7 protein-coding genes are annotated in these 16,596 nt (G+C 39.3%); 2 read left to right on the plus strand and 5 right to left on the minus strand.

The annotated features are described in order from the left end of the window. Nucleotides 1–25: 25 nt before the first annotated feature. The 4 genes from AC2IOM_RS17970 to AC2IOM_RS17985 all read right to left on the minus strand — a co-directional run bounded on the left by AC2IOM_RS17970 (nucleotide 26) and on the right by AC2IOM_RS17985 (nucleotide 12,930). Nucleotides 26–1,441 carry a DUF1996 domain-containing protein gene (locus AC2IOM_RS17970; protein WP_486359603.1) on the minus strand — a complete coding sequence of 472 codons (1,416 nt, stop codon included), beginning with the start codon at nucleotides 1,439–1,441 and terminating at the stop codon, nucleotides 26–28. Between the two features lie 248 nt (nucleotides 1,442–1,689). Continuing rightward, on the minus strand, nucleotides 1,690–2,664 hold the full coding sequence (locus tag AC2IOM_RS17975; protein WP_486359604.1) for a transposase: 975 nt from the start codon (nucleotides 2,662–2,664) through the stop codon (nucleotides 1,690–1,692). A gap of 319 nt (nucleotides 2,665–2,983) precedes the next feature. After that, nucleotides 2,984–8,269 carry an RHS repeat domain-containing protein gene (locus AC2IOM_RS17980; protein WP_486360691.1) on the minus strand — a complete coding sequence of 1,762 codons (5,286 nt, stop codon included), beginning with the start codon at nucleotides 8,267–8,269 and terminating at the stop codon, nucleotides 2,984–2,986. Beyond that, nucleotides 8,269–12,930: a PKD domain-containing protein gene (locus tag AC2IOM_RS17985; RefSeq protein WP_486359605.1), complete on the minus strand. Its 4,662-nt coding sequence runs from the start codon at nucleotides 12,928–12,930 to the stop codon at nucleotides 8,269–8,271. Before AC2IOM_RS17985 ends, AC2IOM_RS17980 begins: the two co-directional genes overlap by 1 nt. Nucleotides 12,931–13,358: 428 nt before the next feature. On the opposite strand from AC2IOM_RS17985, the gene AC2IOM_RS17990 reads away from it, so the two are divergent. Then, on the plus strand, nucleotides 13,359–14,351 hold the full coding sequence (locus AC2IOM_RS17990) for a YncE family protein (RefSeq protein ID WP_486359606.1): 993 nt from the start codon (nucleotides 13,359–13,361) through the stop codon (nucleotides 14,349–14,351). Nucleotides 14,352–14,535: 184 nt separating this feature from the next. On the opposite strand, the gene AC2IOM_RS17995 is transcribed toward AC2IOM_RS17990, so the two are convergent. Then, on the minus strand, nucleotides 14,536–14,952 hold the full coding sequence (locus AC2IOM_RS17995; RefSeq protein ID WP_486359607.1) for a hypothetical protein: 417 nt from the start codon (nucleotides 14,950–14,952) through the stop codon (nucleotides 14,536–14,538). A gap of 383 nt (nucleotides 14,953–15,335) precedes the next feature. Between AC2IOM_RS17995 and AC2IOM_RS18000 the strand changes: the two genes are divergently transcribed. Then, nucleotides 15,336–16,592 carry an efflux RND transporter periplasmic adaptor subunit gene (locus AC2IOM_RS18000; protein ID WP_486359608.1) on the plus strand — a complete coding sequence of 419 codons (1,257 nt, stop codon included), beginning with the start codon at nucleotides 15,336–15,338 and terminating at the stop codon, nucleotides 16,590–16,592. The last annotated feature ends 4 nt before the right edge of the window (nucleotides 16,593–16,596 follow it).

Here is a 16,596-nt window from a genome sequence, read left to right on the forward strand (position 1 = left end):
CTTTATGTTTTAGTTATTCAGCTGCTTAATCGCCTCTACCACCGTTGATAATTTCCGGCTCATTTTGACTCCCCTCACGTGTTCCTGTAAGCCGAAAACCGTTTGCAAGATTACCATCGTGACAATCGAGCGCCCCCTTAATACAATTATCAAGCAAGGTTTGCATTATTTCTGGGTGCCAGCCATTAAACCAATCTGCATGCAGCGACATCCCACCTTGCGCGGAACTATCTACCGTATACATATCTGAGGCCAAACGCCAACCTTGACTGGCTTTGCTTTGTGGGTGATACACGTCAGGTTTTACACCAAATGCATAGTGATAACTTACGCGAACAACTGGCACAGGGTGTGAACTTGGGCAAATAGTACCGTTCGGGCCGCCTTGATTAATTGGATAAGCCATATGACTTTTGTGATCCGAACTATCAAGGTCCGTACCGTTCCAACAGCTGGGAAAGAAAACATCCATGCGGACTCTATCAGGCGCAACACACTCGGGAATTGAACTACTAAAACGTGGATTTGTAGCGTCATTTGACTCCCATGACTGGCAATGCCAACGTACAATGCTAGTTGACTGTGCTTGCCCAGGCTGTCCCATATGATCCCCTGCAATTATTTTTAACCCAGCAGGGATGGGTTTTATATCATCAAGCTTGTCGATGCCTGCTGAATAATAAAACACCTCATGTGCTTCATCATCATTGCCAACTACGGCTGGTACCACTTGCCATTGTGTATCACCTTGTTCGTCTAAAATGGGCTCTCCAGTCTGTGCATCGTATTGAGGCGCCAGCAACGTGGGCACCCAATATGCTGAACGATTTAAATGATTTCCTTGGCAAGTCGAGTCGCCAGAGCTGTAAAGAGACTCTGTAGTGGTTTGATGATCTACCAAGGTGTTGCCATAAAATCGATGTAAATGCGCAGCATTTTCTTGGTTTGGATAAACAATTGGGTCGTTGTAACTGGCATGTGAAAAATCACAATTTATACGAAAAATACCGCGCCAACTCGCATCTTCAACGGCACTTGGTGCAACATTAGTTTTCACTAAATCCGTGTGAGGATTTGCTGCATTAAACACACTGTCAATCGTCCATTGAAATTCGCTAGCATCACTCAGGCGGCCATCCACCACCGCCCACACTTTTAAGGTTTGCGTGCCACTTTCTAGGCCAAAATAATTTATTGGGCTAGTACATTCAGTAATACTGTCATCATTGAGCTGACACTCAAATTGTTCGGTTTGTTCGCTACTCACATTAAACATAGCGTACGTATTTTGTGTTGGCTGAGTAATAGAAGGACTAATTATCGGTGTAATAATGGTCTGTTGCTCTTCGTTACTAACAGTAATTTGTTGACTGTCACTACTGCCGCAGCCACACAATAATGCTGTTGCTGAGGTCACACTTAAAAGGTGTAAAAATCTCATGGTATTTACCTGCTCTTGATTCACTCAATCACAAGTATGGGTGACACAATGTAAAGTAACGTAAGCCGTTTGTAAAAGTGTGAAAAAGAGAAAACGAAAGAAAATATTTTAGCGTTTGAACCCAACAGGTACACAAACTTCAGCATTGTAAAAAACACCACAGCCACCCACTCTAAAAACAATATCAGTTAAGTGCTGTATAGCTAGAAGTAAAAGTTTAGTATGAGTGTTTTGTATAAGATGCTACCTTAAGCGAGTAAAGCTGTTACATTTGCAATATTTGGTCGCCGTTTCTTTTTGAGGTGCTCACAATACTCAATCATATTACCTGGTTTTCCAACGGCACCATGAAAAGACTTTGTAAATTGTGTTGTAAGAGTTAACCAGTTTTCAGGTGATATGCCTAAACGAGTTAACATTGGAAGTTCATTCGCTGAAATAGCGCCTCGCTTATCCTCGCGAATAATACGTCCTGTTAACTCAACGAGTTCAATATAGCTTTTTAGTTCAAACGGTAAGCCTTTTGGCATGTGCTTTCGTGGATCACCTGCAAACTTAAGCAGTGCTTTGGGTTGAGTGCCTTTAAGTGCCGCGTTAATGCGTTGTTGAATACTGGTGTAATATGATTTTTCTGGGGTGCTTGCCATCTTTGCTCTTATCGGGTTTAAATCAACATACGCCATACAGGCTGCAAGTGCCGCTTCATCTAGTAAGGCTTGGGATTTAAATCTACCTTCCCAGAAGCGGCCTGTGCAGTTGTCTTCAAAGTTTGCTTTGCGAGCGATGTCTTCATTAAGCACACGCATAAACCAACTAATGTCTTTTAAACGATTTCGGAACACTTTAGTCATTTCAGCTAACGTGTTTACCTCAGCTGTATTGAGCGGCTCACATGACAAGTACTTTTGTGTCAGTAAATTGCCTTTGAACAACTTATGCCAACGAATAATAACGGCTTTTTGATTGAGTCGGTTTGCTTTTTTCTCATCGACGCACAATACAATGTGAGTGTGATTGCTCATTACGGCATACGCACATACATCTATACAAAACACTTTCGTCAATTCAAGTAGCTTATCTTCAACCCAAGCTCGACGGTGTTCAAATGAGTGACCTGTGGCTTTATCTTCGCCACATAAAAACGCACGGCGTACACAACGAGAAATGCAATGATAGTATGTTGTATCAGCTAAACTCACCTGTTGTTTTCTAGGAACCGCCATAAATCACCTCAAATGAAGTAAAAAAGCACTCCCCTAAACATAGGAAAACACCCAAACTAAATCAAATTAGAGTGGGTGTCTTTGTTATTCTCAAAACGCAAAACCTGACACCTTCTGCATTACTATTTAAATTCATTCTTACCGTATTTAGTTTTATGCTTATGATATATAAATAAATGAACCAAAAGCATAAATAAGAAATATAGAATTCCAAATAGAACTCCCTTTTTAAATCCTTGCGACCACCAAATCATTCCACCAGTAAAAATTGAAACCCCAAAATGGGTGAATAATATTTGTGAATGTAATCTAAAGAAGTTCAATTAAATGCCCTCTCTAAATAATCGTCAGGTTTAGTGGCCTCTTTAATACCAATATTAACTCCTACATCTGTTCCAGTTGTTATACCTGAAATTCCAGCAGAAGAAGATTGTCCAACAAAAGAGCTATGTGTTGTACCAGCAATACTCGAAGCAACAGTACCACTAGATCCTATTGAGTTCAGTTTACCAGCCATTTGGTTCGAAACTTTTCCACCGACTAAACCACTCACTGCACCTCCTGCTGTTGAAAGTAGAGCTTTTGTAGGTGACACCTCTTGGTTATTTAGTAAATCTGAAGCAACAGAGCCATAGCCATTAGCTAGAGCTGATGATTTAGCGGTTATAGAAACTGCTTCCTTAGCAGAAGTTAAGCCTTTTGCTGCACTCTGTGCCATTCTACCTCCAATACCACCAGTGACCGCGCCAACCGCAGCAGCTACAACAATATCAGAAACGTCCAATTTAGAGAAATCTCCACCATTAGTAATCAGTTGACCACCTGTTTCCACCGCAGCACCGATTATTGCACCTACTATGCCAAACTCCCCGTCAGGATCTAAATATTTATATGGATTGTTGTTGGCGTAGGTATATCTATTAAAGCCATGTATAGGATTTCCACGTCCAATATGCCCCATGACATCAACCGGATCATTCGAATAGAAACGCCCGATAACTGGATCATAGTATCGTGCCTGCATATAACTTAACCCAAGCGCTTTATCAAACTTGTGGCCGGTATAGCCTACATCGTCTTTTGCCTCTTCTATCGTTTCACCGTAAGGGCGGTAATGCTGGCGAGAATCATCAACCGATGCAGCTGGTTCTACATCACCGTATTTCGCAATCAGCTTTTTGCCTAAGTAAATATAACTCATACCGTTACCGGTAATTGTCTCACCTTTTTCTCGATAAATTAGCGCGCCATCTTGTGTATAAACAGAGAAACTGCCGCCATTATCTGATTGGTATACGCGACGATTGTGTCCATCATATTTGTAGCTAAACCCATTCGCTGCTGCTACTTGATTTGCATCATTAAATGTTAAGCCATACTCACCATTATTTGTGATGTTACCTTTGGTATCGTAACCAAAACTATCATACTTATCTTTGATACCCGTTACACCTGTTAATCGGTTCGTTGTGTAGTTATAGGAGTAATCGAGTGTACGCTCTTTACTGCTGTACGCCGTAATGTTGCCAAACCCGTCGTACTGAATAGTGCTGTTGCCAATACCGGAGTTACCAGTGACATTCGTTAAACGGTCGAGTCCATCATACTGCAAGTCAGTAAGGCTAAAATCAGGCTTTACACTATCAATAATTGAGGTAACGTTGGCATTATTATCAAAGGCATACGTTAAGCTCACTACATTGCCGGATGTTCGAGTATCAATCAGCGCTTCAGGTAGTTGGCTAGTCGGGTCCAATGTCAGAGAATGGGTCACACCATTGCCATAGGTGAAACTCTTTAACATTCCATTGGGATAATATTTAGCACTGTGGGCAAAATTGTGTGTTACTTCACTATTGTTATAGACCCGCGCCTCAGTAGGCTCACCAAATGCATTCGGTTTGTAACTAACCACTATGTCTGACACATCTGGATATGCCATCCAACTGCGATGCATGAGTGCATTGTAGCCATAATCCGTGGTTAACGCATTTTGGCCGTTTATCGTTAGCATTTCATCTTCTAACAGGTTTTGATTGTTATAGTTGTATGTATGCCTGATCTCATCTGTGCACTGTTTTTTTGTTTTGTCCCACACTTTGCAAACACTCAAAGTCAAAACATTACCGTTATTGTCGCGCGTATAGGTCACATCTCCGGAGTCATCGGAGTAATCGACTTTATATAAGTCACCTAAATTGTCGTAAGTGTAACTAATCGCACCTACTGGCTTAGTTGTAGTACATGCAGTATTACTTACCCCTGACTTTGACCACGTCATTTCTCCCAATGCATTGCGGCCGAAAAGCGTATTACCAACATCGGGGCGAGTAATTAAACACAATTGTTTTGCACTATTGTAATAACGGTTTTCTGTGATTGTGACATCATTGCCATCTTTATCTGGCCCAGTTTGTGAAACACTGCGCACAAGTCCAAATACATCGACATCAATATCCGTTGTTACACCTTCTGGTGATACTATCTTTGTTGCAATTTCATAGCTAGGTGCACCAAACGCTTGGTAAGTGGTGGTGGTTACGTTATTTTCCGCATCCGTCACCTTAATTTTATTACCCGCGAGGTACTCGTAGTCTATCCGGCCACGGCCAGAAGTAGTGAGGTATTCAACACGTCCCAGTGCATCGTATACAGTGGTCGTCCCTAGATTATCATCCACAGCAGAATCGGTAATGAACGATTGATAGGTAAGCTGGTTGTTATGATCATACGTAAAATGCTGATAACGCTTAATACCATTAAGCTCATCACTCATTTCTTTTTTTGTTAGGCGATAGAGTGAATCATAGTACTCAACCGTTTTAAAACTCGGCAAACCCTCACACTGCGTTCTTTGCTCGTTAAGCACGCAACGCGATAAGGTGCGGGTATTGTTGGTATCATCCCGGGTGATTAGCGTGTCTAGCCAATTTATCTCAAACGTTAAATCATTTTCTAAGTCAATGGCGGTCAAGCGCCCAATGCTGTCATATTCATAATGAGTTGATACCCCATTAGAATCGGTCACTTTTTCTACCCAACCATCAGCATTAACGTCTTTAGATAAGCTAATCGCAGGCCCATTTATACGATTAGCGAGTTCAATCTTTTTCGGAATACCACGATAATAGTCTTTGTATTCTGTGTAGCGGTTGCCTTCACCAAATTGACGACTTTCATTTAACTCTTCACGTTTTATAGTACCATCCCCACTGTAAGTAAACGTTTTTATAAGAAAATCATTACTACTTCCAAATCGATATAAATTTTTAAGAACTAATACAGTCTGTGAAGAATCTTCGTCAGGATTTACAAAATGCGCTTTATATTCATTTTTGTATTCAATTTCTAAACTGTCTTTGTTATTCCCTGCTTCTTTCTTTAAATACAAATTAAAATAATTAACGTCACGTCCTGTGGCGTTTTTGATCTCATACTTAGAAATACGTTTTTGATTTGTAAAGTTGTTAGTCTCCTCGATTTCTTTTGGCTTTCCAAGTATGTTGAAATCAGCGTAACTGGTAGCGTAGGTTTGCTCCGTAATATTGTCATATCTGAGCATAACTGTCTTTTTTGAAAGCTGAATATTATGTTCTATGTTTTGAGCTTTATTAAAAACAATACCTGACTCCCCAATTTTTTCGAGTTTTTTGTACTCGTAAAACTCCCTCTTTATCAGTCTAGGTTCGTTTGAGTAATAATTCGAGAACTCAATTTTACCGAATGCAGGGCTCTCAAAATCTCGATTAATAAAATGTATTATTTTGTTTTGGTCCGGATCCGTAATTTCTGTCGATTTGTAAAAAAACTCATCTTCCTCTGCTATTTCAGCTGGCAGCTGAGCAACTTTAAAAATGACACCTCTATCAATCCAACTATGAGGTGTGAAATACGTATCTTCAAGGTAATCGTATTCTCTACTGTTATTTTGTGAATAACGATAATTCCAAACGTAATCTTCATCATCATTTTTAACGGCCTTTTTAACCAAAGACCAAGTATGATAAAAGGTAGGCATCACATTTTGATATACTGAATTAAACGAAAGATTCTTATCTCTTCTGTAATTTTCAATAATTTCGTAACCTGTTTTACCTACTCGTTCAATCGCATGAAACGTTGATTGAAATTCAAAAGTTGCTTGGGCGCCAAATGGCGTAGTTATTTTGGCAGTGTAATTACCGGCTGTATCACTGTAACTACCTTCTTTCTTATGTTCATTTGGTTTCCATATAGATCCTGAAGGATGTCGTCCAGAGGCTCTCATAATCGGATGAAGCTTATAGTCCATTGAATCGTGTTCAGCATCCCGAGTTGTGGTAAAAGAGGGTGAAAGTTCCTCAAATTGCCATTTTAAGCCATTAGGCAAAATCACTTTATCAAGCGAATAATACGTCATTGTTTTAGTTGGACCATCCATAGCAATATCACGATATTTATATTGCCATTTTTCGCCATTTGCAATGACTTCTTTCACCCTTCTTTTTAAAACGTAACCTGCATTGCCGGTTTTATCGTAATCTTCGTATTTGATTGTAATTTTTCTGCCGTCATTAGAGGTAATTTTTTCTAAAACAGGCTGATAATCAGTCGGTGAAGTTGCCAGAACATCTAAATCACTGTCTGAGTATGTGTACTCAACATAGTTACCCCATTTATCTTTAATTTTACTTGGTAATAAGAACACATCCACATCGGTAAAGGATCTAAAAGAATAACTACTCGTCCTATAAAGATGAAAAATAATTTTAGGTATTTCGAAAAAGTACACTTTTTGATCCGGCGATTTTACTTTAACCCCAAGTCCATCGTTTCGCTCGGAAGTATAACACTCAAAATGATGCCCATTAAGTGTGCTCTTCGTAGTAGGCCCATCAAACTCTCTGTAATTGGCGGATATTGATTGATCAACATCTAATATTTGCTGTTCACCTTGCCTTGGTACATATAAAGATGCAGCATTTGAGAAAAAAACAAAATCATAGGCACTACCATGGTCTAAAGTTTCAAATTTAGTTGAACAAAATGATTTGATTCTATCTAGATAAGCGTAATAACCGTCACCTGTGTGGTCCCACTTTTGTCCGGGAATTTTTATGTAAGGTAAGTCAATTGACCAATCGCCTAAATCCTTAGTACCTGCGTATCCGCCTCCTTGATTTTTAAATACCCTGCGAAATGCAACTTCAAGTTCAGAGTTACCAGGTAAACTTACATCCGTATGTTCAAAGCTAACTCTGCCTGTAGAAATATCATAATTATCCCCAAAATTTGCCTGTATATCATCGTCTTTAGGTATGATGAATTCATGTCTTTTTAAACCATATTGGCCATAAATAGGGTCATCGTCTTCATTGTTGTTTGTACTTGAACTATTTGCATTTTCTTGCTCTGTTATTTCCTCTTTGTTTGCCTGTTCTAATTTCCTTTCTTTTGAATTATTGTCAGTTTGTTCTTTGCGTTCGGATAATGAAACTGAATTCTTAGTATTCAAATCAGCCTTTTCGGTTTGACTGGAGACAGTAGAACTTAAAATGATTAAGAATATCCCGATGAAAAAACTATGTTTAGCGATAAAATTGCTTTTTTGATTATTCCAAAACATCAAAAATTACTCCTATTCTCTTGCGTCTCAGCCACTGGACTTCCTAACAAATCCGTATGTATAAATATAATTTTTTTCTTCTGTATAGGTTGCCACACATTACTCCATGCAGTGCAACTTTCATCGGCAAAGCAGGCTTTAACACGATAGGCGCGTTTAGTATCGTCATTTGGTAATGTAAAACTTGTTGATGCATTCTCTTGGGCAAGTTGCCAACTTTCAAAAGCGAAGCTGGTGCAATCAGTTGCGCATTCAGCTACTTGTAGAATGTATTTTTGAGCATCAGAAATTGCAGTCCAGGATAGATTTGTTTTCTGTTTACTTAGCTTCGGTGTATTAACACCATCAACTATTTTATTCTCAACAACATTTGGCGTATTAACGACTTCAACTTTAATTGTTCCAAGCGAGCAAGTTATTGTTTGCTCCATTTGATATGCGCGCGTTCTAGTTGTTGTGTAGTAGTCGATACGACCGCTATTCTCGCCAGTTATCTGTGTTCGACCAGTAGTGGAATAATCGACACTGCCACTTTTAATCTCACCGTTAGCATACGTGTAAACATACGCGCCTTCACATTTTTCTGCATTCTGCCACTCAAGAAGAAAACGTTGATGTTCTCCGACATATCCCTTAAACAATTCACCTGATTCAGAAAAATATGTTGCGGACATAGTCGGGACAATGACTTGATGTTCGTTACTCCAAGGGCCGCACACTTTAATACCAGCTGACGATGTTTTACATGCTCTAACACTGTAAGATGTATCAGCATCTGATGAAAGTAAGTCATGAGATAGTGAATGCTTAGTAATAGTGCGCTGTTTAGATTCACCACATTCTAATGTACAGTTAGTCTGCGCTAGCTCATAAAAGCCGTAATTACCTTCAGTAACTGCTGTCCAATTTAGACGACCCTTTGTTTGACTAAGTTCCGGCGTTTCTCCTATTCCTGGTGTCTTATCAATCACAATATTGGTAAGCGTTGAAATTTCTGTAATTTTATTGTTTAAACTACAAGTCAACGTTTGTTCCATTGAATAAGGTTTAGTACGAACAGGTGTAATATGTTCAAAAGTATAAATACCATTTTCATATTTTGTACGCTTATCGTCTTTGCTATAAACAACAGGTTTTGTAGAAGTTTCAATAAATCCATCGGCATAAGTGTATTTATAATGACCTTCACATAAATCAGCATTTTGCCAAGATATAATGATTGTTTGGTGCTCTCCTACATAGCCTTGATTTAGTTTTCCACCTTCGGATAAATATTTATGAGCCAAGATTTTTGGTTGTACATCAATATTATTGATTTCAATGGTTTTATCTGCAACAGCACCGTTCTTCATTACTACCACAGCCGTAAACTTCAATACTTTGTTAGTTCTTGGCGCAGTAAAACTTGGTGTTAAGGTAGTTTCATCGGTGAGAACAATATTTTGTTCTTCAGGTTGTAGCCAACTGATTGAACTAAACTCAGTTCCATCTAATTGTGAATAGCTTGCCTGAAGCTTCACTACCTCGTCAGAAATAACTTCTGTTGGTGCATTTATTGTAATTGTTGTATTAGGCTTAACTATATTTGTTAAAGTCGATTGGGTTTTACCCCTTGTGTTAGAACACTCAATAGACTGAACCATTGTATATGGCCTAGTTCTTTTAGGCGTCGCTATCTTTATTTCTTTAGAACCATCAGGAAGCGTTACCACACTACTATTTAAATGGTAATTAACAGGGCCAACGGATTCTGAAGTCCCATCACTGTAGGTATATTGTGCATTACCGATACACGTATCTGCATGTTTCCATGTTAAAAAGAAAACCTGAGTTCGATCTACAAAGCCCGTATTCTTCAAGCCATATTCTGACTCATAACGATGTTTTACAATTTCTACAGGAGGTACCGTCGCAATATTAATCGCAACTTTAGCGGAAGCTACAGCGTCACTTTCCATAACAACTGTTGCCATAAACTCGAGCGTTTCATTTACGTTAGGTGCAATAAAGCTGGTACCTAATTGAAAATTGTTTGTAAGTGTTACTTTGCTTCCCTTTGTTTGAACCCAGGCAATAGACCGCATCTTTACACCAGGGATCGGGTCAAATTCGGCAGTTAAATTAACTTGATTTCCTGTATACGCTTCTTCAGGTGCAATAATTCTTACTTTAGTATTCGGTTTAATTGTATTGGTAAGCTTTGATACAACCTCTTCATTCAGACTGTTAACACATTTTACTGTATGTTCCATCACATATTCGCGCGTACGCTTTGGAGTTAAGTGCTTAAACTGATGAGTGCCATCTGGCAATACGGTTACGTTTTTATGATTGTGATAGCTTACTGGGCCAACAGTTTCAGTTGAACCATCTGAATATCTGTAATTTGCATTACCAACACATGTATCCGCACCTTTCCAATGCAAGAAAAGTGTTTGAGTTTGGTCGACAAATCCCGTATTTGGCAACCCGTATTCTGACTCATAACGATGCTTTAAAATTGAGGGCAGAGGTTTTTGCGTTACCTTAATGTCAGCCGTCATACTTGTAACGTTATTAAAGTTATCTGTTACCTCTAGCTTGAACCTTAAAGGTTGTGAATCAGTAACACCACTTGGCACGTTAAATGTTAGGTGAGCCGCATTAATAGTATTTAAAGCCGCTTGAGGCCCAGATACTTGTGTCCATTTATAGTTTTTCGCACTAAGACCCGGAGTAGGTGTTAACTTACTGTGGATTGTAACTATATCTCCTGCACGATAGGTCTTATTTATATTATCTACATGACTTCTCACAACTTTAAGAGGAACATACACTTTATTGGTAATTTGCTGAGACTCCGCAACACTTCCTAGTCTCTCGCAGCTTACTTTATGTGTCATACTATAAGCTCGATCACGCGCTGGGGTCTGGTAGTCGATAATAAACGTGTCATTTCCTAAACTGCGTTTACGATTTGAATCGTGGTATGTCACTTCTCCCGATTGGGTTGTACCATCTGAATAAGTATATTTATATGAAGCAACACATGTGTCAGCGTTTGCCCATTTAAAAGTAAATTGTTGCGCTTGCCCAACATAGCCTACATTCTTAATTCCAGCTAATGACTTGTATCCACTTTCAATAATTTTAGGTTTACCAAGTACAGTTACCGGTATTTGAACGATATCGCTATCCTCTAAACCATCTGAAACAAGCAATGCTATATTCGTATTGCCTACAAAGTTGTTATTAATAGTTACTTTAGAATCTTGTACAGTGTATCCGTTACCCGGTAGTACTTTAATTCTATGACTGGAGTCATCACTATCTGAGATTGAGATATCACTATGAGTGATTAGCCGGCTGGCCCCACTTAGCAAGTTAAGCATTGTATGCTTACTTGTAGCTTTAGGCTTATCATTGATATAGAAATATTTCGTGGCCCAATACCCACCAGCAGCTGGAGTTCCTGTATCAATTGCTTGCGTTACAAACTGGTAGCGAACATTCGATGTCAACGACTTTTTGATTGCGTCCGCAAACTGTAACGACGCGCCTGTTCGAGTGCCGTTCATAGCCATATCTTGCCAACCGGCGACTGTTGTACTGCCTCTGCGGATCAATGCTTTCACTCGACTAATAGAGTTTAAGTCTTTAAATTGCCCAACAGTTATACTTAACGGGTCAGTTGACTTAAATTTATGGTTTGCATTAGGGGATAGAATGGAGTTACTTGACATATCGTTTAAAAACGCATTAACAACCCCTATACTACGTTTACCATGATTGTCGGTAACTGTGACCTCAAACTGTATTCGATTATTCTGGATCGCATTAGTGACGACTTCAGGTGCTTTAAAATTAATCGTTCGTTGATTTTTAACTGTCCAGTTATTCACTGGGTGACCTGAGATTTGTCTCCAACTATAGCTTGCTATAGAGCCGTTAGAGTCTGATGCTGAAATTCCGATGCTCACATCGCTTTTTTCAATAAAGTAACGTGTTTGTAAGCCACCTATAGCAGGCGCTGGATTGGTGATTACATTGGTAAGGTTAGTTCTTGTTACTTTTGTTCTATTCGGGCTATGACACTCTAATGTATGTGTCATTGAATACTCATCTGTTCTTACAGGTGTATCATGAACAAATAAATACGAACCATCGATTTGACGTCGCGCTCTTTGTGTGTAGTCAACTGTGCCCTGGCGACCATCATTGTATCGATAATGCGCTACACATGTGCCTGCGTCTTTCCATTGTACAGTTAATCTTTGACTTTCACCGGTAAGCCCCCTGTTTAACCCTTGGGTCCCTGAACGATACTCGTGTTTAATGATTCTTGGCGTAGCTTCTTCAGGTTCTGATACTGTCATTGAAACGTACTTTGAAGTACGTTGCCCCTGATCATTCTCACAATAAAGTGTGAAACCAATAGACATAGGTTCAGTTCTTACTGAAGATGTCCAAGTGAATGTATCACTTGTTTCTACGCCATCATAATATGTTACGCCGTATTGTGTGTTGTAACATTTAGAAGCGTTTCGCCATTTGAATTCAAAAGTCTGTTTTTGACCAATAGTTGCGTGTTTAGGTGAATAGCGAGCATATTCAATGTAAGGTGCTGAAATAGCTGAACTTGTAAATACTAGCAAAGCAAGTATAAAAAACTTTAAAGGCACGGGGGATCTTTCCTTAGAAGGTTTATATTAAAGTATTAAATAAGAATATGTGAGCGGGTAGCGAATTGAATAGACCTTGAATCGGTACTATTACGATTATTATCTTCCGAACTGATTACATTTCCTTTTTAGGGTACGAATGTTAAACAATGTAACTATTTATTTCAACCCAATTAATAACTATTGTCATTTTAAAGTTATGAATCCACTCAAGTTTAAGTGCGAATGTTAGCTCAAAACTGACCCATGTTGTCTAAACCTATATAATTCTCAATTTATGGAGTTCCAAAAAAAGAATACCTGATGTTTTAAAGACAAATTGACAAATGGAAGAAGATTGGCGTCCATTAAGGGGACACAAAGATTATATATACCTTGGGCCCGAGTTCGCATTTTTGCTTCATCCCATGCTAATAATTGAGAGAACTATGAAGAAAATACACCGCGCGGTTGTTATATCAGGATTACTATCGCTAATTTGCTTATCATTATCAGCAAACGATGACACGCTTTCAGGTACGTTAGTGGTGGTAAATAAAAAAGCAGATACGGTGAGTTTTATCGACTTACAAAGTCGAAAAATCAAATACACTCGACGCACAGGCAAAGGCCCTCATGAAATTGCCGTAAATGACAATGCAACTACAGCGGTTGTCACTAACTACAATGGCGGTAACAGCTTAACGGTATTTGATATTAAAACCGCAAAAGCGACTAACATCATTAGCCTTACCAAACACCCCTACCCCCACGGCATTTTATATTTAAAAGGCACAAACAAAGTTGCAGTCTCGGCAGAAGGTTCAAACTCGGTGGTAATTGTCGATATCGATTCGGGCAACATTGAAAAAGCAATAAACACACATCAAAAAGGCTCGCATATGGTGGCACTCGCTAATTCTACCAACCGAGTTTATACGCCCAATATGCATGACGATACTGTTTCTGAAATGGATATAAACACGGGTAAATTACTAAGAACGATTGCCACACCAGAGACGCCCGAAGGTATCACCATTAATAAATCGGGCACTGAGCTTTGGGTCGGCAGCAATAAAGATGGCTTAGTTACTGTTTTTAATCTAACAACCGACAATGTAATTAAGCAATGGCAGGGCTTTAAATTCCCTTACCGTATTTTACTTACAAAAGATGAAAAATACGCCGTTATCCCTGACTACAAAAACAATACCTTAACGATTTTTGATGCTGTAAATAAAACACAGCTACACCAAATCACATTCAATAATATTGGGCCAAAAGGCGTTGCCTTTCACCCTAACGATCGCACTCTGTTCTTATCGGCTTACAGCAAAAACAAACTACTCGTGATAGATATTCCAAGTGGTAAAACCTTATTTGAACTACCCACAGGCAACGGCCCTGATGGTATTGGTTATTCACCGATTGTTTTGGAGTGATTTTGGATAATAAAAAGGCTAACTTAGTAGTTAGCCTTTAAGCGTTCATCTAGAATCAACTTAATTTTTCCAGTTTAATAAATTAGAGCAGAAGCATTTTTAACTCAATGTACAATTACTTTAGACAATACACTTTGTAGTACTTCGTTTTTCATCTCTTGCTCTTCTTTATCTTGCTGTTTAGCTATCTCCAGTTCCTGTATGCGAACTTGTTTTTCATGTTTTTTTGTTCTTCGTCCAACTCGCTTACAAATACGGATTTTAATGCGCCCCATTGCTCATCTTCTACCAAATTAATATCGAAGTCAGCATCCAGCTTTTCGCCATAAGGCACATTATAAATAACTGCGATCCACAACTTTTTATTATGCTCTTTGCCATTATGAAACCAGTGTTTATGGGGAACAATCGCATCAGCCGAGTAATAAACTCCGTCATAGAAGAAGTCACCATCTAACCTTGCGAAGGCGACTGACTTACCTTCATCGTCCGCTTTTTCTATTCTGCGTATTGCTTTTTCAAGGTATGTACCAGGCTGGAAAGCGAAATCTTCTTTTGTTAAACCTAAATATGGATTCGTGAATTTTTTACGTTTTATCATCAATTTTGCTCAGCATGTCGATTGTTATCAAACTAGTCACAGCCTATAGTCTATTTTTTGTTAAACAGTTACAACCGCTTTTAGCACACCTTTTTACGCTCCAAACAGGTTATTTTGTAACACTTACCTTTGCCTACAAGCTCCCCTTGCACCTGAATACCTTCTCTAAAATAGCAAGTAAAATTGCGCTAATACACTTCACATTCTGAATACTTGTACGTATCACTCGCTATCCCTTTTAATTTTCCCACTTTTAATTCCCATTCCCGCTCAAGGGAAAAACCAACTTCAACCATAAACAGTAAACAACTGATTTTACTTAATTTATTATATGGCACAGCTTTCGCTGTAGCTAAACTATCAAAAGTTATGAAGTTAGTCAGATGGATATTAAACAAAGCCTTGCAAGTAATAATAAAAAGAAACGTTGGCCGATGTCGCTTGCGATTATTTTATCGCTCAGTTTAGTAGTTGGGTTTGCATCAACCTTTAGTGATGGGGATGCCAGCATAAATCGTAATGAATTACTACTTGCAGACGTAAATAGTGGGCCACTTAAATTAACGGTATCGGGGTTTGGCCAACTGCGCTCTAAATACAGCCGCTTTATTACTGCCCGTTACCAAGCACAAGTAGAGCAAGTATTTCATCTACCGGGTAGCCGTGTAGAAAAAGATACGGTGATTTTGCGCCTTTCAAATCCCACGCTTGAGCAACAACTTAATCGTGCTCGTTTAACGCTCGCTCGTCAAAAAGCTAATTTTGAAGCGTTAAAACTGAGTCAAAAAAGTGAAAAACTAAACCTTGAAGCAAACCTGACTTTACTTGAAAGTGAGCTTGCTAACGCCAACTTACGCGCAGAGGCTGAGCAAAAACTGATTGAGCAAGGCATTGTTTCTACCCTTGATTATAAACGCTCTCAATTAGCGGTTTCACAGCTCAGTAAACGTGTTTCTCTTGCCAAACAGCAGCTTAGCCAAGCGAGTGATTTACACAACCAACGCTTACAAGTTGAGCGCGAATTAATGCGCGAATTTGAGCTCAGCTTTAATGCAGCACAACAAGATGTCGACAAACTGAATGTCACCGCGGGTATCAATGGCATGCTACAAGCGGTCAATGTAGAGCAAGGCCAATCCGTGCAAATGGGTGCGCCACTGGCAGTGGTGGGCAGTGAGCATCAACTGCTTGCTGATTTACATGTACCAGAACGCGAAGCCAGCCGTATTGAGGTCGGTCAAAAAGCGGTTGTAAATACCTTTGCAGGTACGGTTTCAGCAGTGGTGAATCGTATTAATCCAATCGTTAGCGATGGCCGCATTTCTGTGGAGCTTGAGCTTACCGGCACCTTACCCAGTAACGCCCGCCCACAGCTCACCATTGAAGGTGATATTGTCACCGACGAGCTTAACCACGCTCTTTATGTACGTCGTCCAAGCTTTGTAAGTGGCGAAACGCAAAACCATATTTTTGTTTTAGATCCAAACCAAGATCAACTAGTTAAAACCCAAGTTGAGTTTGGTAAACTAGCCGGCGATAACATAGTTATCAACTCAGGTGTAAACGCCGGTGACAGCCTTGTAATTTCAGACAGCTCTGATTTTAAACACTTGCAAACAATAACGATTACAAATAATTAAGGAA

The organism is Pseudoalteromonas sp. NS-SX12 (genome assembly GCF_057367955.1).